This is a genomic window from Bacteroides sp. OM05-10AA, from assembly GCF_003439055.1.
GTDB lineage: Bacteria > Bacteroidota > Bacteroidia > Bacteroidales > Bacteroidaceae > Bacteroides > Bacteroides intestinigallinarum.
This window is the reverse complement of the sequence record NZ_QSUR01000005.1, coordinates 230,040-252,927: the sequence shown is the minus strand read 5'-3', so window position 1 is coordinate 252,927 and position 22,888 is coordinate 230,040. Positions and strand designations below refer to the sequence as shown.

Here is a 22,888-nt window from a genome sequence, read left to right as displayed (position 1 = left end):
ACACCCATTAGAGTATAACTAAAAAATAAAGTTGTGCAACAGGCACGCTACCCAACACCCGGGTGTCAGGTATGCTGAGACCCGGGTGTCAGACAAGTTATACTTTCATGGAAAAAAAGTAATGGATGCAATCGAAGAAATTTTTATAGGCTATATCTTTTTTCAGTTAGTGGAGTGCAAATCACATTTCTTATTCTTCCCTTAAACCCCAGCAATTTGTCGCCTATCTGTTTCAATGGGAAGATAAGTGTTTCCTGATACCAAATGCTGTCTTTTCGCAGGCTTTTCTGATTGTAAACTACACCGATTCGTCCTTCCAAACGTTCTTGTAGCTCTCCGTTTATGTAAAGTGAGGTCCCTTTGGCATCTCCCTCTACACGAACCTTTGTCCATTTTTCCACAGGCAAACGATAGGAATGGAAGATGAATTCATAGCCGTCGCGCGAGAATGCGAATTTACCCGTATTTTGCCAGTTCGCGGTGAAAACAGAATGGGGACCTTTGAATAAGACCGCATCGATATTGGGCTTTGGATCTGCGTAGATTTCAAATTCCACACTATATGGATAACCGATTTCGGGTATAGAGGTAAGAACCGAGTCGTTACCTTGCAGAATAATTTCCTGGCCGGAAAGCGTTAGGTCTTTTCTGCCATCTATGCTGGCCTGTAGATTTACGCCCGGTGCTTCCGGTGTTGTTCTGCACCACGTTTCGAAGGTTTCAAACGGTATGTTTCTTGTGTTTTCTCCTTTCCAAAGTTTCTCGCTCATAACCTGCATGGCAGGAAAGGTGCGTATATGTACATCCTGTTGGCTGATTCCATTTCCGACACGGTCGTTCCATACAGCAAACATGGCTCCTAATAAATTAGTAGACTGCTCTATCATTTCTCCCTCTTGCATCATTCGTGGTGACCAACTCTCATATATCCATTGATGATCCAGAAAGTTATGGTAGTAATTCACGGCTGGTACGATATATAGAAATGCATCGCATGTATTAATCGCTTTGGCTCCTTCCTGCAGTGCGGTTTCTAAGTCTAGCCAGCTATAATTCCATGCATTGACCGTTTTTCCTTTCAGATTTACAGGGGTATTTCCTTTCATGTGTTTCAGGCTTCCCCATAATCGCGGATTTTTTCCATATTTGGTGATATACTTCAGATAGTATTCAGTGAAATAGCGGAATTGTTCCGCTTCTTTGAGGTTGTACTCATCAGTGCCGATATGTACGTCCGGTCCGACAAATACCGGGTGATCTCCCGAGAGATATTCGTCAAACAAAGCATCAAGGAAATCATATACCTCTTTTTTATAGAGGTCGAGATGATCCATACCATATTCTTTTTTGTCGGCTGCCAGTATCGGATTGTAATGAGTGAAAGCGAGTGAGTGTGCCGGAACATCAATTTCTGGGATGATATTGATTCCATATCGTGCGGCCATTTGCTGGAAGTTGCGGAATTCTTCTTTGGTGTAGGAACCATCTTTGGATGTGAGTCCCGGAAAACGCTCGCTTTCCAATCTGAAGGCGGCGTATGTTTTGTTCCAGTCATTATCGAAAAACTCAACGAAACCATTATCATTCAGATGTATTTGCAGTTCATTCATTTTATAGAACGAGAGAATTTTTACGTAATCCTGCAAATAGTCCATTGTGAAAAATTTCCTGGCTACGTCAATCATCAGTCCGCGGTGAGCATACTGCGGATAATCCAATGCTTTTCCTTTCATGAGTCCGAGAGGCTGGTTATGGATCATTTGCAACAGCGTGCGAGTTCCCCAGAATACTCCTTTTACGGTGGAGGCTTCGATGGTTACATGGTTGCGTATATCCAGTTCATAGCTTTCTTCTCCCAATGATGAAGGGGATTTTTTCACTGACAGATAGATAGAATGATTTTTCGGTTTTCCGGAGGTTACCTGATAATTCCAGCCGAACATATCTTTTAAGTCTTTTGCCATTATTTCCGCAGTTTCTTTCAACAGGCTTTCTGCTTCCGGAGCGATTATAATCTTTCCTGTTTCCGGTAGTGTCAGTTTGCCTTTTGCCCCATTCCAATGTTGTAAGGAGGGAATCACCTGCGGGATATCCGCTTGCGCGTATACTGTCATTCCTAATAGTAGTAAGATGGATAAGATGCTTATTCTCTTTTTCATATTTATTAGATGTTTATATATTAATCTTGATAGCGCAAAACTACGATATTTGGAAGTAAGGGGATTCTAAAAATAGACTTATAGCTTCCAAAATTCATTTTTTCAGTTATATAGGAGTATCTTTGTGACTTAATTTGATTAATAATGGAAAGTAAACACAAACTATCCATCAACCAGTGGGCACTGGAAGACCGCCCACGGGAAAAAATGATGGAGAAGGGAGCAGCCGCATTGAGTGATGCCGAACTACTCGCTATATTGATCGGCTCCGGAAATACGGAAGAAAGTGCTGTCGAATTGATGAGACGCCTGCTCCTGTCTTGTGATAACAATCTGAATTCATTGGCAAAATGGGAAGTGTGTGACTATTCCTCTTTCAAAGGTATGGGACCCGCAAAGAGCATTACAGTGATGGCAGCCTTGGAATTAGGCAAACGAAGAAAGCTGCAAGAAACCAAAGAGAGACTTCGAATCACTTGCTCAAAAGATATCTATGATATTTTCCAACCGATCATGTGTGACTTGGAACAGGAAGAATTCTGGGTGCTCCTATTGAACCAGGCAACCAAACTAATTGATAAGGTACGTATAAGTACTGGTGGCATAGATGGAACTTATACCGATGTGCGCACCATTCTCCGGGAAGCATTGCTGCAAAGAGCTACACAAATCGCGGTGGTGCATAACCATCCTTCGGGAAATATTCATCCCAGCCAACCGGACAGGAGCTTGACAGAGCATATCCATAAAGCGGCGGAAACGATGAATATCCGTCTGATAGATCACGTCATCGTTTGTGAAGACGGATTTTTCAGCTTTGCAGATGAGGGCCTACTCTAATTAGTAATACTACCTTATTTAAGTGAGAATATCTTATTTATTCTCACTCCTGCATTCATTTTTATACTGCGTGGGCGTCAAGCCTGTGTACTGTTTGAATGCAGTACTGAAATAACGTAAAGTAGTGAAACCTATCTGATCTGATATTTCAGTAAATGTCAGATCGGTGGTTTTTATCAGAGTAATGGCTTGCTCCAACCTGAATTTGTTGATATAGTCATTTGCCCCCATATCGGTGATAGCCTTCAACTTGTTGTAAAGAGATGTTTTACTCATTCCGATCTCTCTGCAGATAAAAGGAATATCTAAAGACGGATTGCTGATATTCTCGGAAATGAGCTTGTTAAACTTTAACAAGAACGTTTCATCCGCCTGGCTGAAAGTACTCTCCAGCGGTTGAGGGAAGTTGCCTATATGTTGATAGTGCTCTTTCGTTTGCTCCCGGTTGTATAGCCGGTTCTGTATAATCTTAACAAGAGTGTCTATCTCAAAAGGTTTTCCCAGATAAGCGTCCGCCCCGATTTTATACCCATACAGTCGGCTCTGTTCATCATTACGTGCTGTGAGCAGAATCACAGGAATATGACTGATGCCGATATTCTCTTTTACCGCTTTACACAGTTCGTATCCATTCATAACCGGCATCATCACATCGCTCACAATAATATCCGGAACTTGCTTTTGCGCTATTTCGAAAGCTTCCCGGCCATCATGTGCTATATAAATTGCTTTGAATAAGGATTTCAATTCTTTGGAGAGGAAATCTGTCAGGTTATGATTGTCGTCTACCAATAGCACTGTGTAATTCTGCGTAGAGAAGTCGAGTGTCTCGGGAGCGTTGATCTCATGATCTACGTCCGGTGTAATCAATTCATTGATGTAAGGTTTCGGCTGGCAGATGACTTCGCCCGACTCCAATCCCAAAGGCAAGTCGAAGAAGAAAGTGGCTCCTCCCGCTTCGTTGTTCATGGCTCCGATTTTACCTTTATGCAATTCTACCAGCATCTTGGCGTATGAAAGTCCGACTCCGCTACCGCCAATTTCCTGCTTGCCTTGATAGAAACGGATGAATACTTTCTCCATGTCTTCCTCTTGCATGCCTTCTCCCTGATCCAAAACGGAAACACGGACGTATGAGTCATTTTTGCTGGTACGGATAGTGACGGTTGTGTTTTTAGGACTGTGTTTCAGTGCGTTCGTCAATAAGTTTGTGACTACGATTGTACACATCCCCTTGTCAAATACCACCTCTTTTATGCTGTCGTCGAGCTGATAATCTATTTGCACTTCCTGGGCAGCTCCCTCGTCCGTAAAATCGGCACCAATCTCCTTTATCCATGAGTTGAATGGATAGGCTTGGAGTTTCAACTTGGTTTCTCCTACTTCCATCTTACGTACATCCAGCACCATGTTGATAAGATCTTTCATCCGTTGAGCCTGTTTATGTATATTCTTCAACGGTGGATAAATGGCATCTGTAGAAGGAAGTGTCTTTAATATGCGGCTTAGCGGGGCATATATGAGTGTGAGCGGAGTTCGCAGTTCATGGCTGATATTAATCAGAAAACGAACTTTTTCTTCATACACATTCTGCTCGTGTTCTTTCATCATCCATTTCATCTTGTTTTCTTTGCGTCGAAGCAGAACGAAAACAATTTGTACCACAATGCCTATGCAAGCAATGATGCAGAGAGAAACGAACCACCAGCTTCTGTACCAGGGTGGCAGTACGTTTAATGTGAAAAGAAACTGGGGAGTTGTTTCATTTCCTTCCTGTGTGTTACAACTTACCATGATGGGATAACTTCCCGGAGCAAGAGATGGGATCATCAATTCAGGGTTGTAGCCTTCGGTTTTAAGGTCTCCCATTTGGAAATGATAGACTTTGAGCCGGAGAATGTCCGCTCCATAAGTCATGACACGGATCTTGATGTTTTTACTGTTCCAGGGGATGGATATCTTATCTTGATTGAGCTGATACATCCTGTTTTCTCCGTTTATAGTCAGTTCGGCAAGGCGTATTTCCGGAGAGTCACTACTCTTTTCTATTTGAGTGTCCGCATTGATACATAGTAAGCCTTTTGCACCTCCCATATAGATGTTGCCTTTGGGAGAAATGAGACGGGGCTCGGCCAGATATTCGTTGGGTGAAATTCCATCCGCTTCTCCGAACCATACAAAACGTTTGGCATCGGTGAGCCATATAAAAAGTTTCTGTTCAGCTCCTATCCACACTTTTCCTTTATTGTCGCATAACACGGTATTTACTTCATTAAATAAGGTGGTAGGAATTCTTTCGAATTTGCGGGTATCAGGGTGATAGGTATACAGGCCACGGGTACTCGCAATCCAGAACACGCCCTGGTTATCCCTGGATACAGCATTGAAAAATCCCTGTGGAGCACTTGCAAATATCTCCACTGTGTCTTTTTTACGATCCAGTCTATATATATTATAAGGATCGTTCAGGTAAATGGCAGTGGAATCATATCCAATGGAACTCAACAAGCCTTTTATTTTCACTTCTTTGGCACAAGGGACAGGAGTGAGTTGCCGGGTGGAAGTATGGTAGCGGTAAGGAGGCGAACTTAATATTAAGATCGAATTGGGAGTATCCCGGTATAAGTTGATTGGCTGTCCGCTATAGCGGATGTGATGCTCTAATGAAGGGCTCATAATAGCGAAAGGACGCTTCTTTCCTGTCTTTTTATCGAATATGAAGATACCTTTGGAAAAGGCAGATACTAACAATTCGTTGGGTGTGAAGCCGGTGATGGAGACCATCTTGTCTCCCCAAGTGTCGGGATAGTGCACAAATGTTTCTGTAGAAGGAATGAATTTATTGATACCTCCTCCGTCCGTAGCGATCCAAAGTTCTTCGGAAGCCGGTTCCTGATATAGTTGTAATACCGTACTTTGACTTAATCCTTTGTTGTGCCCTAACACAACATTAGTGTAAGTTCTCATGGATACTTCACGAATGTTGATAACCCCTTCACGTTTACTTCCCGCCCATATATTTCCGGCAGAGTCGCTATGCAGGCAGAGTATTGTATTTGTAGGAAGGGAATGATTATCTCCGGAGATATGTTCGAGTACGGTAATATTGCCGGTTGTGGGATCGAGGATATTGATGCCTCCCCCGTCTGTTCCCATCCATATTTTTTGTTTGAATTCGGTCATGCACAATATGATGTCGCTGCTCAAACGGGAGTTTTGAGTGGTATAGCTGGCTATCAATTTTCCCTGGGCGGAGAAACACTTGACGCCATTGTTGTAGGTTGACAGCCATATTCTTTGTTGGGAGTCTATGATGATTCCTACGTTGTCGTTCCCGTATTGGAAAGGAAATGGGGTTATCTCAAAACTTTTGAGGTTCATTTGCAGTATTCCCTGTTGCCAGCTTAGACACAATATGGTATCGGGTTTCCACATTTGTATGGATCGTATAATGAACGGCTCGTCGGTCTTGAATTCCCGTATGAGAGAAATAGTGTTGGTGGTATAAGAATATTTATATATCTTGTTGATCCCTCCGAACAGAAGCCCGTCTGCTATTTTGCAGATCGATTTGGCAATGATGGGCTGATTATTTAGTTTGGGGATAAAGAAGTTGTCGTGAATAAGAGAATAACGGGCGATTCCTGTGGTGGTCAGTATCCAGGTTGTCTGCTGATTGTCTTCAATAATTTGCAGGATGCTGTCGTTAGGCAGGGAGTTTTCATTATCGGGTTGTGCGGTGTACTTTTTGAGTTCCGTTCCATCAAATCTGATTAGTCCTGTCGGAGTACCGATCCAGATGAATCCCTTTTGTTCGGTATAGATACAGCTGATGATAGACGGCATTCCGTTTTGGGAACCAATCAGTTTAAAGTCGTAATGGTTACCTATACTTATTGCTGGAAATGTGCCTACGATAAGAAAAGCCAGTAAGCAGAAAAAGTGTTTTATCCAAATACTTTTTTTCATCAGTTAAGATTATTAAGGGGAGATTAGCGAAGCAAAAGTATGATTAATTCTGCTATAAAACAAAAGAAATATTTCCAAAAACCGCCATAAACACGTTTAAAAACGGAATATGGATGTTTTTGGAAACATTTTGGCGATTTTATGAACTCGCCATTCTGCCAATCAATCTATTTTTGTGGTGTATTTCAATGCCGGATAGTGTGAGCTATTGGCAAATGGAACTCAAAAAAAACTTTTAGTATTAACTTTAATATAATGTTATGAAGAAAATGCAGATTAGGATGCAACTGGTGTGTCTCTTTTCAATGCTTTTACTGTTCTTCCCTGTGGAGCTCTTTGCCCAACAGGGCACTATCACTGGTAAGGTGGTAGACGAACGTGGCGAGTCCGTAATCGGAGCAACCGTTATGGTGAAAGGTTCTACTGATGGTACCATTACCGATTTGGATGGAAACTTTAAAATTAACGGTAAAGTAGGTACAACGATAACTGTCAGCTATGTGGGCTATGCTCCTTTGGAAGTGAAAATCACTAAGCTAACAGGAAATCGGTTCGTGATGAAGGAAGACTCCAAAACTTTGGATGAAGTGGTGGTAGTCGGTATGGGAACACAGAAACGTAATACTATTACAGCGGCTGTAGCTACAGTTAATGCGGATGCAATCGCTACCCGTCCTGTGACGGATGTAACTAGCGCCTTACAAGGTAATGTGGCTGGTTTGAACTTTGCCTCGGATGCTTCAGAAAGTGGTACCGGTGGTGAAGTTGGCGGAGAAATCAAATTTAATATTCGCGGTATCGGTTCTATTAATGGTGGAGAGCCTTATGTATTGGTGGATGGTGTGGAACAGAGCTTGCAGAATGTAAATCCTGCCGATATAGAAAGTATCAGTGTATTGAAAGATGCTTCTGCAGCAGCCGTGTATGGTGCTCGTGCTGCGTATGGCGTGGTGTTAGTAACGACCAAGAGCGGTAAACAGGATAAAGCCCGGGTGACTTATCGCGGTTCTGTGGGTATGAGTGCACCTATCAACATGCCCGAGATGATGAACTCTGTAGAGTTTGCCAATTATAAAAATGCGTACCGTTCGGCAATTGGTGAGTCTCCATACTTCTCACAGGAGACTATTGACCTGATGAATCAGTTTTTGCAGAACCCCTATGGTGAAGGTCTGCCCGGTATTACCGCCAATCAGGAGAATACCGGTTGGCGTGGCGGTGAATCGCAGTATGCCAATACCGACTGGTTTGATTATTTCTATAAAAACAAATCTTTGCGTCATTCACACAATCTAAGTATCTCCGGTGGATCGGACAAAGTGACTTATTATGTCGGTCTGGGTTATACTTACCAGGGTGGTTTGCTGGATCGTGTAGAAGACTCTCTGGATAAATACAACGTGAATACCAAATTTCAGATCAAGCCAAATGACTGGTTGAAGTTTAACTTCAATAACAATATCACGCTGAATCTGATTTCCCGTCCGCTCCCCGATATGTCTATTCTTTATCATCAGATAGCTCGTTCGCAGCCTAATATGGTGACTGAAGTTCCTATTTCCGGGCTTTATAATCTTCCTTCATGGAATGAAGCTTTGTATCTGGACAATGTGGGCTATTCGCAGAACCGCATTTCTGATGCCATGACTTTTGCGGCTACTGTTACGCCTCTGAAAGGCTGGGACATTATCGGAGAGATGAAAGTTCGTTTTGATGTGCAGAATGATGAATTCTTGCAGAAGCAGCCCCGTACCACACGGCCCGACGGAACCATAGAGAATGTAACTGCTCCCCGGCAGGGATATTCTTATCCCGGTATCGAATATTCGAATTCTTTGTGGGGATCAATGACTCGTGGAAATCAATTCAACTATTATTTGTCTCCCAGTGTGTCGTCTTCATATACGAATCAATGGGGTGACCATTTCTTTAAGGCAATGGCCGGTTTCCAGATGGAAGTGCAGCAAAACTCAAGCATGTATGCGTATAAAGACGGAGTGATGAGCGATGATACATTCTCTTTTGACAATGCAAACGGAAAAGCCTATAATAGTGAAGCGCGTGACCATTGGGCAACCATGGGATTCTATACCCGTTTGAATTGGAACTACCAGAATGTCTATTTTCTGGAATTTAGCGGACGTTATGATGGTTCGTCACGTTTCGCTTCCGGCAATCGTTGGGGATTTTTCCCTTCTTTCTCTGCCGGTTATGACATTGCCCGTACCGACTACTTCAAGCAATGGAGCTTGCCTGTTTCACAGTTGAAAGTGCGTTTGTCTTACGGACGTTTAGGCAATCAGAATGGAGCCGGACTATATGATTATCTGAACTTCATGACATTGAGACCGGACTATTCAAATGCATGGTTGCTTTCCGGTGTCACTTCGGCTACTCCGGTACGTGGTACAGTCGCTTTAACGCCTTCTATGGTAAGCCCGTACATTACATGGGAAAAAGTGGATAATGCCAACTTAGGTTTCGACCTGACTCTACTTAACAATCGTTTGACGATTACAGCGGATATTTACCAACGTACAACCAAAGACATGATTGGCCCGGCTGAAGCAATTCCTGATATTGGCGGTATTGCTGTTGACCAACGTGCTAAAGTAAATAATGCAACGTTACGTAACCGTGGATGGGAATTGTCGGTTAACTGGTCTGACCAGCTGAAGAATGGTTTCAGTTATGGAATCGGTTTCAATATCTTCGATTACAAAGCAGTGGTAACCAAATACAATAATCCCGAAGGATTGATTTATAACAACCACACCGGTCTGGTTCGTAACAAAGGTTATTACCAGGGAATGGATTTAGGTGAAATCTGGGGATATGAAGCAAATGATCTGTTTCTCACCAACCAGGAAGTGGATGAATATCTGAAAGGAGTAGACATGTCCTTCTTCAAACCGAATAAGGATTGGCAGCGTGGTGATTTGAAATATATCGATTCGAACGGTGATGGTAAAATTGATCCGGGTTCGGGTACATTGAAAGATCACGGTGATTTGAAAATTATCGGTAATACGACTCCTCGTTACTCCTTCGGTCTGAACTTACATGCCGGTTATAAAGGTTTTGAAGTTTCCGCATTGTTCCAGGGAGTCATGAAACGTGATTTCCCGATGGCTGCAAGTACTTATCTGTTTAGCGGTGATTCCAACTTCTTCAAAGAACATTTGGATTATTATAATGTGTACAACCCGGGAGCTTACCTGCCGCGTCTGACAAAACCCGACAGTCCTGAATATAATGCGAACGTAGGTTACAACACTTCACGTTATTTATTGAACGCAGCTTATATGCGACTCAAAAACTTGATGGTTTCTTATAACTTCCAGCCTAAACTGGTTAAGAAGATGGGATTGGAGAACTTGAAAGTGTATTTCACTTGTGATAATCTCTTCACGATTGACAATTTGCCGGACGTATTCGACCCTGAAACCTTGAATCAGGTAAATACATGGGCTGGGGGTAGTAACGAAACTGCTCCGGGATTGACTTCCCCAATGAAACAAAATGGTAACGGAAAGGTATATCCGTTGAATAAAAACTACGTATTTGGTATTGAATTTACCTTTTAAACCATAAGATATGAAAAGAATATATATAATGGCTTTTGTAGCCGCTTCAATATTACCATTTTCATCCTGTTCAGATTTTCTGGATAGAGAACCGATAACCAAGCCGGAAGCCGGTAATTTTCTGACAGGTGCCATACAGGTTGAGAACTATATTAACGGACTATATATGACGTTGCCGTCTTTTAGTAAGTTCGGTTTGGGAGTTCGCAGTGAAGAAAAGAATAGTGACAATATTATTGCAGAAAAGTATGATGCCCGTTTGCATGGACAGAATAACCAGTTTAGCGGAGCTTCCGATTGGCAGACAGGTTATCAGAACCTGCGTAAAGTGAACTATTTTTTCCATAATTATAAAGTACCCGAAGCACAGGAAAACGAAGATGTACTGTCGTTGAAAGGGGAGGCTTACTTTTTACGTGCCTATTGGCATTTCGATTTATTGAAGAAATTCGGTTCTATTCCGGTAATGGATGCTTTTTGGGATGAGAATGCAACAATCGCAGGATTACAGATTCCCGCAAAGGCACGTAATGAGGTAGCCCGATTTATTTTGAGTGATTTGGTTGAGGCGAAGAATCTGTTGCATTCGCGCGGTAAATATTCCGGAATTCGTATCAATAAAGAAGCTGCCATGGTTTTGGCAATGAATGTGGCGTTGTATGAAGGAACCTGGGAAAAGTATCACAGCAGCGATGATTTTGCATCTTCCACTAACGAATCAAATTATTTCTTGGGTGAAGTTATTAACTGGGGAAATGAACTGTTCGGTTGTGGCATTGATCTGTATAAAACCGGGCAAAATCCGGGAGATGCTTTTGCGGCATTGTTCAATAGCAAAGATTTGTCAGGAATGGGCGAAGTGCTATTGTGGAGGAAATATTCGAGTGATGAAGGCGTCTTTCATGATGTCAACGGTAATCTGAAGGCAGGTGTTGTCGACTCGGAAGGAGCTGCCGGAATTACTCAAAGCCTGGTGGATAATTATCTGAATGCCGATGGAACATTTATTGATCCGACAAATGAGAAATTTAAGGATTTCAAGGAAACATTTGAAGGCCGTGACCCTAGATTGATTCAAACGGTGATGAATGAAGGTGCTAAATTTGCTTCTGCCACTACTGCCACCCCAATGCATCTAGAAGAATATACGGATGAAAAGAAGAATACTATTAGTCCTCCTAAATTGGCGGGAGATGGAAACACACGTTCTTTGACGGGTTATCATATCCGTTTGGGAATAGATACCACCTTTGTAAGTGGCAATGGTGAGACTGCTTTACCTATTATTCGTTATGCTGAAGGTCTTTTGGCTTATGCAGAAGCTGCCGCTGAACTGGATATGTGGAGCGATGATATAGCAAATAAGACTTTAAAAGCGCTTCGTGAACGTGCAGGAGTGAAATATCTGGCACCGGCAAAGGATGCTAATTTCACCGATTTCGGTTATGCATTGACTCCTGTTTTACAGGAAATCCGTCGTGAACGCCGTTCTGAACTTGCTTTGCAAGGTTTCCGGCTGGATGATCTCATGCGTTGGAAAGCTGATAAACTGATTGTTGGAAAGCGTGGTAAAGGTGCTTATGTAGGTGATGAATCAATTTTATTCAAATCTTACAGTCCGGATAATCAGAAAAGAATCAGAGAGCGTCTGACGCTTGATGATAACAAGTGGGCGGACCCGATGGCCGGAACACTGCCAAGCGGATATCAATTCCATGCAGATAGGGATTATCTGTTACCGATCCCTCCTTCAGAATTGGAATTGAACAAAAAGTTGAAACAAAACCCGAAATGGTAATCATTAATAATGATATAATAGGATAGATTATGAAGAAATATTTCTATAGATTATTACCAATTTGCCTGTTTATCCTTGCAATGACAGGCTGTAATGACACCGAGACGGTTATCTCTATCGGAGAAGCCCGGAATCTGGTGGCCGAAATCAGTACTCAGAGTGCTGCTATCGGAGATAATGTGACCTTTACAGTGAAGGTAGATCAGCAAGACAATCAGTTGGCACTCGAAGAAGATATAGACGTTGTTCTGACTTTTGCAGGTAAGAATGTAGAAGGAAGGGATGTCCCTGCATCTGATGTCTTTGAAGGCTTTGCCGGTCATCTTTTTATGAAGAAAGGTGAGAAACAGGGATTTACCGAATTTAAGGTAAAGAACGATCTGGCTAAATATCCTATATCAGGCACTATCACCGCTTATGTCAGAGGATATAAGATCAATGCGGCTGAACGTCCGATTGTGGTATCTGATAAGCACTACACCATCTTGTCATTGAAGAACAATTCGGACAATACGGTGAAAGAGTATGGCTCATTTATTCTGGTTGCTACGGTAGGAGCGTCGGCTAAGGAAGATGTAGTCGTTCATATTGATGCGGGTGAAGATGCGGATAAATATGAGAATCTGCCGAGCGAATTGGTGGTGAAAGCCGGGTATAAAACAGCTGAATCTGAACTTATATGGGTGAAAGGAGAGAAAGGACCGAATACTTTCACTTCTGTGTCTATGTCTTTTGCTACCGATTCTGAAATTCATCCGGTATATGGAGATAAGTTGGAAATTAAGGTTACTGATACGGATGCAGGTTTGACTCCGGGCACCGAGTTAACCAATGAGCAATGGGTGTATACAGATCCGGATCAGATATTTGTATCAGCCAACAATAAAAAGGCGGTAGAAAAATGGGATGAGGTAAGAGCTGCGTCAGCACTATTGATAAAGGAAGGCGATCCGCATCCGAATGAAGCGTTGGCTGCCGAAGGATGGACATTCCTGAATTCTTATGAGTTCCACCCGATTGATGCTTTAACAGAAGGTACCGGACTCCCCAATCAATACGGTAATCGTCCTCCACGTTTTATGGCGGCACAGAATGTGGCTAACACACAGAAAGTACAAGCTGTTGTAAATGAAAAATATGCAACGATGACTCAGGATGGATATTTGAAAATGTGGTGTGCGTATGATCCGGGAATCAGCGTGACGGGAGAAATCACAGGAACAAGAGATTTCGGAGTTTCCTCTCTCTATGCAAGTAAGTTTGATGGTGTGCCTACGGGTGCCGATTCCTGGGAATCCAGTAATGTACGTATTTTGCCGGGCACTCGTGTGGAAGTTAGAATCCGTGTACGTGGAAAGAAACACTCTTTCAACTCGGCAGTCTGGTTCCAGGGAAATATCAGAGGTGTGCAATGGTCTACCTATGGTGAGGTTGACTTGCTGGAAAATCCGGCTACCAATGCGAATCCGAATGGTGCTTGGCAGACTTTCCACTGGAATGATATATCTACTTCACCCGGTGATAAGTATAAACCGTCTTCAGGACAGATGATAATATCGGATATGGATGAATTTGATATTTATTGGATGGAATGGAGAGATAATAACGAAATTGCTTTAGGTATTAATGGTAAGGAGAATGTACGCATGAGGACTGATGGCAGCTATACCGGAGTTGCTAATGGAACGGCTTCATGGAACTCGTCTACGCATTGGCCGTTTACGGACAAGTATAATACGGAAGGTTTACACTTACTGTTGACGTTTGCCGGATGTAATGAATGGTCACTTGGTGAGGCTGCGGCAGAGCAGGCTGGTAAAGATGGCAGTTGGGCAAACGACTTTAAGCATATTTCTTATCAGGAAAGTAAGTCTAGCAATGATACGCCACGTATGGAAATCGACTGGATACGTTTCTATAAGAAGCCAACCTACGACTATTTTGGAAGTGGTACTCCAACGCGTAACAAACCAATGTATTAATGGTTGTTGAAATAAAGATATTTAATCGAACAAACTTTTATATAGTTATGAAAAAGGTTTATCACTTATTGAGCGTTGCGCTGCTGGGCGCAATGGCACTAACCTCTTGCGAAGAGGACAAGATAGTGAATGAGAATAGCGGTGGAGGGAACGAAACCGACAAGAATCTGACTGATTATTCATTTATAGCTTCTATTAAACAGTCCGCCCCTTTGGGTCGCAGCAATTTGCAGAATGGAGTGTATACATGGAATAAAGGAGATGCTGTTACATTATGGAATCGCAACTTCGGAGCCGGCTATGATTTCTCTATCACCCCGGGGTATAATGACAACCAGCCTGACAAATCTGCTGAATTCACAGGAAAAGCTGCTGTAGAAAACGGTCATAAGCTGATTGCGGTATTTCCACGGAAAGAAGCAAAAACATTTAATGACCTGGCTACCTTTTCTATGCCGGAGACATCTACCCAGACGGGAAATGCAGCGGAACTGGCAGCCACTACCTATATGGTTGCCATCGGGGATGTGACTGATAATAAGATTCCTGCATTAACGTTTTCACCATTGACTGCATTGATACAGTTTGGTTTGAAAAATACGTCGGACCGGGAACTGAAGATACGCTATATTACGCTGGAGAGTGATGATGATGTATTTCCCGCAGAGTTGAAGATTGATGAAAACGGAGTAGTACAGAGTCTTTCAGGTATGCGTAACAAACTGACACTTGACATGAGTGGACAAGCATTGGCGCAGAATGAAACATTAAACGGGTATTTGAACATATTACCTACAACCTATGGTGATAACCGGTTGATGAAAAGTACGACCGAACTGAACATTACAGTAAGCGTCTTGAATAATGAAGTGGAACAGGATATTATCCTGCTGAAAAAAGTAAAAGTCAAAGATTTGGAGGATAACATCGGACTTGATATGGATGCTACTGCCAATCAGTTTGCAGCCGGCAAGTATTATAAAATGGATTTTGAGGTAGATTATCGTTTCAGAATTCCTGATGAGGGGTATATGATCGATGATGATGGAAATATTCATATCTATAATAAGACCGGATTATTCGGATGGAATAAAATTGCGGATGAATACCGTAAGGCAACCGTTATTTTAGAAAAAGAATATATCGATGAACCGGCCGGAGATGGAATAAAAGTGATCGATATGGGTAATGAACTTTGGGAACCTGTTGGCGCATTTGGAGGTGTATTTGAAGGTAATGGTGTTACCATCCGCAATTTGCAGATAGCTAATAAAGGGTTTATAGCTACCAATACGGGAACTATCCGGGATTTGACACTGGAAAATGTAAGTTTCTCTGGTAATATCACAGAGGGAGCAGGAGCATTGGCTGCCGAAAGTTCAACGAGTGTTATTCAGAATTGTACTGTCAAGGGAGTGACTGCAACCGTTACAAAACCGGTAGTTTTTGGTGGTTTGATCGGTCGAAACTCCGAAGGAAGAATAGAAGATTGTCAAGTTATCAGTGGAACTATTAACCTTAATTTGGGTGGTGCTGGTAATTCCAATTATGGTGGCTTGGTTGGTGAGCATTTTAATGGAACGGCTCTTATTATAAATTCGTATGTCGGTGCGGATGTAACAATCAAGCATCCTAGTAACTCTAGTGGCGCATCCTGTGTCGGAGGACTTGTCGGCTGGAACAACTCCGGTAAAGTCAAAGGTTGTTACTCATTAGCCAAACTTGAGGTTTCTTGTTCCGGACAAGTAGGAGGACTTATAGGAGCTAATAGTAACGGTACGGTTCTGGCCTGTTATGTAGCGGGTTCAATTAGTGGAACTATCCATAATAATACTGGCGGTTTCATTGCACAGAATACCATTAATAATGCTGATGCTACTGTGACGGCTTGCTACTCGACCACGCAGATAAATGTGACTAATAATGCCGGAAGTAATAAATTGGGAGCTTTCGTCGCTTCGAATTCAACAGGAATCAACCAGTGTTATTTCGTAGGCGAGACGGTGACTAATCCTGTAGGAAGCGGATCTGCAAATGGAATTAGTAAGGTAACAGCCACTCAGCTTAAGGATAAGAAGCGTCAGATGAATCTGGCAATAGAAGCCAAGGATCCAGAATTTGGCTTTAGCTTTAAAGTGAATGAGGATGCAGGAACCAATTTATACTGTCCGTTGATTCTACAGGGGGCTGTGAAAGAACCTGGCTTTGGTGGATCAGATTTTGGAGATGGTGGTGATATTTAAATAACTGATAACGGAAAAAAATAAATCATGAATAAAATCTATTCTTTATTAGGGATCGGGCTGCTAAGTGCAGCCACCCTAAGCTCTTGTAAAGAAGATGTTTTCATTGAAGGTGGGGATGAATTGCAACGGGGTGAATCACAGACTTATGTGGCTGTTGCTTCTATCCGGGGGTATGAAAATACGGACAAAGAATCATCTACACGCGCCAACGTACAAGATGACGGTAGTTCCTTTATGTGGAATGCCGATGATAAGGTTACACTTTGGAATGGAACAAATGGCTATGATTTCACAACCATAAATTATGATGAGAGTGAACCGTCGGGAAATGTGGAATTCACAGGGAATGGTAACTTTGAAGAGGGAGCTACTGTTTGGGGAATCTATCCGAAAAAAGATGCTCCGACTTCAGGGAATGTTTTCACTTTTACGTTGGGAGATGCTACGCAAAGTGCCCAAAAAGCTGAGTTGCAGAATACGATGCACATGCTTGCTAAAGGCACGGTGAATGGGACTACCGTCACCAATCTTAAGTTTGAACATTTGACAGCTCTTTATCAGTTTAAATTCACCAATCGAAGACCGGATGCCTATAAAGTGACAAAGGTGGTTGTTTCGGCTGATGCTGCTATTTTCCCAAAAACGTTGACAGTTTCGGGAGAAGAGAAAACGTATGGTGATAAAAGTAATAGTCTGACTTTGTCTATGACAAGTTTGGAAATGGCAAAGAATGAAGTTGCATACGGTTATTTGAGTTTCTTCCCGATGGCAGACATGACAAAGGATACAGAATTAACCTTTACTGCTACGATAGAAAAAGTGGGAGATTCTTCCTCTACGGAAACAATAGAGAAAAAAGGAAAGATCAGTGAACTTTATAATGCCGAATCGGTGGTAGCAGGAGATGAATATAAATATGTGGCTGGAAAGCGATATGGTATATCATTTATGCTGGTGGCAGACTTGGGATATGAGGAGACTGAAGCGGGTAAGTATTTAGTCAAGAAAGAAGACGGGTTGATAAATTTGGCAAGTGAACCGACTGTTATGACGAATGCTGCTACGGTAATTACATTAGATACTGATCTTGATATGTCGGCTAAAGAGGCATGGGTACCGGTTACGGAGTTTAAAGGTACATTGGACGGCAATGGCAAGACTATCTCCGGTCTTACAATTGAAGCAACAGGAAACGATGCCGGTTTGTTTATAACTAATAATGGTATCATTAAAAAATTAACCCTTAAAGATGTAACGGTGAAACAAGTGCCAGGCGCAGCTGGAGCATTTGCAGCAATAAATACCGGAACGATTCAGAATTGCGTCATTGATGGAGGAGCGTTGACTGTCAATGGAGCAGATGCTAAGTTAGGGGCTATTACCGGACATAATCAGACTGGTGCGTCAATGATAAAGGATTGTAAGGTAAAAGGTAATGTGGTACTGACTGTTGCCGGTGGTAAAGTAAATGCCGGTGGATTGGCAGGTGTGAACGGATGGTGGTCTAAGGCACAAATACAAGGTTCTTCGATTGACAAGGAGGTATCCTTTGTATATAGAGGTAATGGTGAAGGTGCCATCGGAGGACTTGTGGGTTGGAATGTTCAGGGAACCATAACTGGCTGTTATTCTTTGATGACTATCACTGCATTTACAGCTGTGAATGCCGGTGGTCTGGTGGGAGGAAACGAAGGACCTGTAACCGCTTCGTTTGCTGCTGGTGAAATAGTGGCCAAAGCGTCCGGAAACATTGGTGGTTTGGTGAAAAATGGTGGAACTTTGACAGGATGTTATTCAACTTCTGTGCTTTCTGGCACTGCTTCTGTTACCATTTGTGGAATATCAACGGGATCAGTGACAGCAAACGAATGTTATTTTATGTCCGACGGAGTTTCGAATCCGGGTGGAAACTTACCAGCTTCAACTAAGGTAAGCGATGCTGCTGCCCTTATTGATAAAATAGCATCCATGAATCAAGCGGTAGCTGGCTCTGGTTACAAGTATGTTGAAAATACAGGAACCGATAGTGCCAGAGTACCTTTACTCATTCAACCGGATGAATAATAACTGACAGGTATTAGTTTGAATCCCCTTATTTATCCTTGTTTTGTATATGAAGAGGACAAATAGGGGGATTCGTATCTGGAATATACTATCTTTGTATGTCGAAGACATCTTTGGGTTGATTGCGACAGACAACATGACATTCATTATAAAATAAAACTTTATATGAGACGAATCTTTGTTAGCTTACTGCTTTTATCTCTGTTTTTTATGGGCTATGCCCATGAGCCGGAATTTTCAACAGCCGGTTTCTTCCGGTTACCGGATACCGGGCGTGATGTGTACTCGATGAATCCTGCCTGGCGCTTTTATAAAGGAAGTGCGGTGGGTGCCGAAGCAAAAGAATTTAACGACAAAGCCTGGCAGGTGGTGTCTTTACCTAATGGTATCGAGTATCTTCCTACTGAGGCTAGTGGTTGCATCAATTATCAGGGGGAAGTATGGTATCGTAAACACTTTACTCCATCCGAAGCATTGAAAGGAAAGAAACTGTTTCTGCACTTTGAAGCTATTATGGGTAAAAGTAAGATTTATGTAAACGGTAAATTATTGGCAGAGCACTTTGGAGGCTATCTTCCCGTATCGGTAGATATGACTGAAGCATTAAAGTGGGGAGAGGACAATGTGATTGCGGTGTGGGCTGATAATAGCGACGATCCGACCTATGCGCCTGGAAAACCACAAGATGTGTTAGATTATGCCTACTTGGGAGGCATTTATCGGGATTGCTGGCTGATTGCACATAATTATGTGTTTATCACGGATCCGAATTACGAGAACGAAATAGCAGGAGGCGGACTGTTTATTGCCACAGATCGTGTATCGGAGCAATCGGCAGATATTCTCTTGAAAGCGCATATACGTAATGAAGACAAACAGGGCTTTGCAGGAAAAATTTCCTATTCTTTAGTAGACCGTGAAGGAAAAGAAGTGGCATCATCAGATGTGAAACTGAATATCCGTAAAGGGACTGCGACAAGTCATAATGGAAAGATGAAAGTGGAGCAGCCGCATTTATGGACTCCTGAATCACCTTATCTATATAATCTGTGTGTGCGTATTTATGATAAGAATGGAAATGTAGTAGACGGTTATCGTCGTCGCGTCGGTATCCGTAGTATCGAATTTAAGGGAAAAGATGGCTTCTGGCTGAATGGAAAACCTTATGGTAAACCTTTGATGGGAGCTAATCGGCATCAGGATTTTGCAGTTGTAGGAAATGCGGTTGCCAATAGTATTCACTGGCGTGATGCCAAGAAACTGAAAGATTTGGGGCTGGAAGTAATCCGTAATGCACATTGTCCGCAAGATCCGGCTTTTATGGATGCCTGTGATGAACTTGGCCTGTTTGTTATCGTGAATACTCCGGGATGGCAATTCTGGAATGACGAACCCATTTTTGCCAAACGGGTTTATAATGATATACGTAATATGGTTCGCCGTGACCGTAACCATCCTTGTGTATGGCTGTGGGAACCGATCTTGAATGAGACATGGTATCCGGAAGATTTTGCCGGGCGTGTGAAAGGGATTGTTGATGAGGAATATCCTTATCCATCCTGCTATTCCGGTTGTGATGTGCAAGCCAAAGGCTCGCAATATTTTCCGGTGCAGTTTGCCCATCCGATGGATCTTTCAAAACGTGATCCTAAAATAACTTACTTTACACGCGAGTGGGGAGATAATGTCGATGATTGGAGTTCGCACAATTCTCCAAGTCGCACAGCCCGTAACTGGGGAGAACAGCCCATGCTTATACAGGCTGCTCATTACGCTTCTCCTTATTATAGTTACATTTGCTATGATGGTTTGTATAAAGAGTCTCCCTGGCATGTGGGCGGATGCTTGTGGCATTCGTTCGATCATCAGCGGGGATACCACCCGGACCCGTTCTATGGTGGACTGATGGATGTATTCCGTCAGCCTAAGTATTCCTATTATATGTTTAAGGCGCAACGTCCGGCTGTCGTTTCCGAGAGTTTGGCAGAAAGCGGACCGATGGTTTATATTGCTCACGAGATGACACCGTTCTCAAGCAGAGATGTAACGGTGTATTCCAACTGCGATGAAGTTCGTTTGACTGTGAATAAAGATGGGCAAACTTATACCTATAAAAAAGACAAGACACGAAAAGGAATGCCTTCTCCGGTAATAACTTTCCCCGGGATATTTGACTTTATGGTTGATAAGAAGATGACTCGTGAAAAGCATGATGCGGACGTCTATTTCCTGGCAGAGGGACTGATGGATGGCAAGGTGGTGGCTACACATAAAGTAATGCCCGCCCGCCGTGCAGAACAGATTCGTTTGAGAGTAGACAACGAAGGAATCGGACTGCGTGCTGATGGATCTGATTTTGTTACTGTTGTGGCAGAAATCACAGATAAGAATGGAAATGTAAAGCGTTTGAATAATTATTATATCAAGTTCTTTGTAGAAGGAGAGGGACGTATTTTGGGCGGAGCTAATGTATTGGCAAATCCTGCTCCGGTGAAATGGGGCAGTGCTCCCGTATTGATCCAGTCGACCACGACTCCCGGAAAGATTAAGGTAAGAGCCAGTGTTTTGTTTGAGGGATCACAGATGCCCGTAAGCGGTGAACTGGAACTAACATCTTCCGCTCCAATGTATCCATTGATATTTGATAAGAAAGAAGAAGCGTTGCCTAAGCCATCCGAATCGTTCTCCATGGACAAGAAGAGTGATGCTGAACTGGAGTTGGAACGCCGCCGTCGTGAACTGAATGAATTAAAACTGAAAGAAGTGGAGCAACAACAGACAGATTTCGGTGAGAAAGTAGATTAAGACTACTCATTACAACAATTTACCGTTCCGGTGTGTTTTTTAGTAACCGGAGATAGAGAGTAAATGATATATTCTTTAGGCACGGGATACGCATTCCGTGCCTAATTTTTTATGTTTCATTTTTTATCTCTATCTTTGCGATACATAATAAATAAGGACGTATGGAAAAAATTGAAATAGAAGAGAAGATTGTAGCTATGCTAAAGACAGTGTACGATCCGGAGATTCCGGTCAATGTATACGATCTTGGACTGATTTATAAGATTGACGTCTCCGATAGTGGAGAAGCGGCACTCGATATGACGCTGACAGCTCCCAATTGTCCGGCTGCTGATTTTATTATGGAGGATATTCGCCAAAAAGTGGAGTCAGTAGAAGGAGTGAATTCCGCCACCATCAATCTGGTCTTCGAACCTGAATGGGATAAAGACATGATGAGTGAAGAAGCCAAATTGGAATTAGGTTTTCTTTAATCGTTCTATGTCAGGCAGTGCTCTGATTTTATAAGTTGTAATTCGTTATTAGATCTCGTAACTGGTAATTAAATGAAGAACATTTATTTTCTTTCCGATGCACATCTTGGTTCTCGTGCTATTGAGCACGGGCGTACTCAAGAACGGCGTTTGGTGAACTTCCTCGATAGTATAAAGCATAAGGCTTCCGCCATTTATCTACTGGGAGATATGTTCGACTTCTGGTATGAATTCCGGCTGGTAGTTCCTAAGGGGTACACCCGTTTCTTGGGGAAGCTCTCCGAACTAACAGATATGGGTGTAGAGGTGCATTTTTTTATAGGTAATCATGACATCTGGTGTGGAGACTATCTCACCAAAGAGTGTGGTGTCATCATGCATCGCGAACCATTGACTACTGAAATCTACGGAAAGGAGTTTTATCTTGCTCATGGTGACGGCTTGGGTGATCCGGATAAGAAGTTCAAGCTACTTCGTTCGATGTTCCACAGCAAAACTTTGCAAACGATGTTTTCTGCTATTCATCCCCGCTGGAGTGTTGAATTGGGTTTAACATGGGCTAAGCACAGCCGACAAAAACGGGCGGACGGAAAGGAACCGGATTATATGGGAGAAAACAAGGAACACTTGGTACTATATACCAAAGACTACTTGAAAAGCCATCCCAATATCAACTTCTTTATTTACGGACATCGTCACATTGAACTGGATTTGATGTTGAGCGCCACCTCCCGTGTGTTGATTTTGGGAGACTGGATTAACTTCTTCTCTTATGCCGTGTTTGACGGAGAGAATCTCTTTTTGGAAGAGTATATCGAGGGAGAGACACAGGTCTAATTATGTTTCAACAAAATAAAAGGTCAGGCATAATACGGAACAAAATATAAAACAAGGGCACAAAGAAGTAGCAGAAAAATAACCTGCCATCTTTGTGCCTTTGTCGTTAGAGAATCTTCAATGCTTAT

The 22,888-nt window shown here is 42.5% G+C and carries 11 protein-coding genes; 9 read left to right on the top strand and 2 right to left on the bottom strand.

The window, feature by feature from the left end:
- Window positions 1-143: 143 nt before the first annotated feature.
- Complete coding sequence (locus DXB58_RS06015) at window positions 144-2,159, bottom strand: family 20 glycosylhydrolase (protein ID WP_122136210.1); 2,016 nt, start codon at window positions 2,157-2,159, stop codon at window positions 144-146.
- A 144-nt stretch (window positions 2,160-2,303) separates the two neighbouring features.
- Here DXB58_RS06015 and radC point away from each other — a divergent pair, with 144 nt between their 5' ends.
- Window positions 2,304-2,999: a DNA repair protein RadC gene (gene radC, locus DXB58_RS06010; protein ID WP_004299741.1), complete on the top strand. Its 696-nt coding sequence runs from the start codon at window positions 2,304-2,306 to the stop codon at window positions 2,997-2,999.
- Window positions 3,000-3,032: 33 nt separating this feature from the next.
- Here the strand turns inward: radC and DXB58_RS06005 are convergent, their stop codons facing one another.
- Window positions 3,033-6,968, bottom strand: a complete 3,936-nt coding sequence (locus DXB58_RS06005) for a response regulator (protein ID WP_122136209.1) — start codon at window positions 6,966-6,968, stop codon at window positions 3,033-3,035.
- A 260-nt stretch (window positions 6,969-7,228) separates the two neighbouring features.
- Here DXB58_RS06005 and DXB58_RS05995 point away from each other — a divergent pair, with 260 nt between their 5' ends.
- The 8 genes from DXB58_RS05995 to DXB58_RS05960 all read left to right on the top strand — a co-directional run bounded on the left by DXB58_RS05995 (window position 7,229) and on the right by DXB58_RS05960 (window position 22,760).
- The gene (locus tag DXB58_RS05995; protein ID WP_117935500.1) at window positions 7,229-10,555 is read left to right on the top strand and encodes a TonB-dependent receptor; all 3,327 of its coding nucleotides are present in this window, start codon (window positions 7,229-7,231) and stop codon (window positions 10,553-10,555) included.
- A gap of 10 nt (window positions 10,556-10,565) precedes the next feature.
- Window positions 10,566-12,353: a RagB/SusD family nutrient uptake outer membrane protein gene (locus tag DXB58_RS05990; protein ID WP_122136208.1), complete on the top strand. Its 1,788-nt coding sequence runs from the start codon at window positions 10,566-10,568 to the stop codon at window positions 12,351-12,353.
- Window positions 12,354-12,382: 29 nt separating this feature from the next.
- On the top strand, window positions 12,383-14,335 hold the full coding sequence (locus DXB58_RS05985) for a DUF5006 domain-containing protein (RefSeq protein WP_122136207.1): 1,953 nt from the start codon (window positions 12,383-12,385) through the stop codon (window positions 14,333-14,335).
- Window positions 14,336-14,382: 47 nt separating this feature from the next.
- The gene (locus DXB58_RS05980) at window positions 14,383-16,578 is read left to right on the top strand and encodes a peptidase M26 (RefSeq protein ID WP_233527246.1); all 2,196 of its coding nucleotides are present in this window, start codon (window positions 14,383-14,385) and stop codon (window positions 16,576-16,578) included.
- 27 nt (window positions 16,579-16,605) lie between these two features.
- Window positions 16,606-18,645, top strand: a complete 2,040-nt coding sequence (locus DXB58_RS05975) for a GLUG motif-containing protein (protein ID WP_122136205.1) — start codon at window positions 16,606-16,608, stop codon at window positions 18,643-18,645.
- 165 nt (window positions 18,646-18,810) lie between these two features.
- A complete protein-coding gene (locus DXB58_RS05970; protein ID WP_122136204.1) occupies window positions 18,811-21,450 on the top strand; it encodes a glycoside hydrolase family 2 protein in 2,640 nt (879 codons plus the stop codon).
- Between the two features lie 161 nt (window positions 21,451-21,611).
- On the top strand, window positions 21,612-21,923 hold the full coding sequence (locus tag DXB58_RS05965) for an iron-sulfur cluster assembly protein (RefSeq protein ID WP_004299750.1): 312 nt from the start codon (window positions 21,612-21,614) through the stop codon (window positions 21,921-21,923).
- Between the two features lie 72 nt (window positions 21,924-21,995).
- Window positions 21,996-22,760: a UDP-2,3-diacylglucosamine diphosphatase gene (locus DXB58_RS05960; protein WP_004299751.1), complete on the top strand. Its 765-nt coding sequence runs from the start codon at window positions 21,996-21,998 to the stop codon at window positions 22,758-22,760.
- The last annotated feature ends 128 nt before the right edge of the window (window positions 22,761-22,888 follow it).

Excerpts from the sequence above, each read along its gene's own strand:
- DXB58_RS06015 (WP_122136210.1), bottom strand. The coding sequence starts at position 2,159 with ATGAAAAAGAGAATAAGCATCTTATCCATCTTACTACTATTAGGAATG.
- radC (WP_004299741.1), top strand. The coding sequence starts at position 2,304 with ATGGAAAGTAAACACAAACTATCCATCAACCAGTGGGCACTGGAAGAC.
- DXB58_RS06005 (WP_122136209.1), bottom strand. The coding sequence starts at position 6,968 with ATGAAAAAAAGTATTTGGATAAAACACTTTTTCTGCTTACTGGCTTTT.
- DXB58_RS05995 (WP_117935500.1), top strand. The coding sequence starts at position 7,229 with ATGAAGAAAATGCAGATTAGGATGCAACTGGTGTGTCTCTTTTCAATG.
- DXB58_RS05990 (WP_122136208.1), top strand. The coding sequence starts at position 10,566 with ATGAAAAGAATATATATAATGGCTTTTGTAGCCGCTTCAATATTACCA.
- DXB58_RS05985 (WP_122136207.1), top strand. The coding sequence starts at position 12,383 with ATGAAGAAATATTTCTATAGATTATTACCAATTTGCCTGTTTATCCTT.
- DXB58_RS05980 (WP_233527246.1), top strand. The coding sequence starts at position 14,383 with ATGAAAAAGGTTTATCACTTATTGAGCGTTGCGCTGCTGGGCGCAATG.
- DXB58_RS05975 (WP_122136205.1), top strand. The coding sequence starts at position 16,606 with ATGAATAAAATCTATTCTTTATTAGGGATCGGGCTGCTAAGTGCAGCC.
- DXB58_RS05970 (WP_122136204.1), top strand. The coding sequence starts at position 18,811 with ATGAGACGAATCTTTGTTAGCTTACTGCTTTTATCTCTGTTTTTTATG.
- DXB58_RS05965 (WP_004299750.1), top strand. The coding sequence starts at position 21,612 with ATGGAAAAAATTGAAATAGAAGAGAAGATTGTAGCTATGCTAAAGACA.
- DXB58_RS05960 (WP_004299751.1), top strand. The coding sequence starts at position 21,996 with ATGAAGAACATTTATTTTCTTTCCGATGCACATCTTGGTTCTCGTGCT.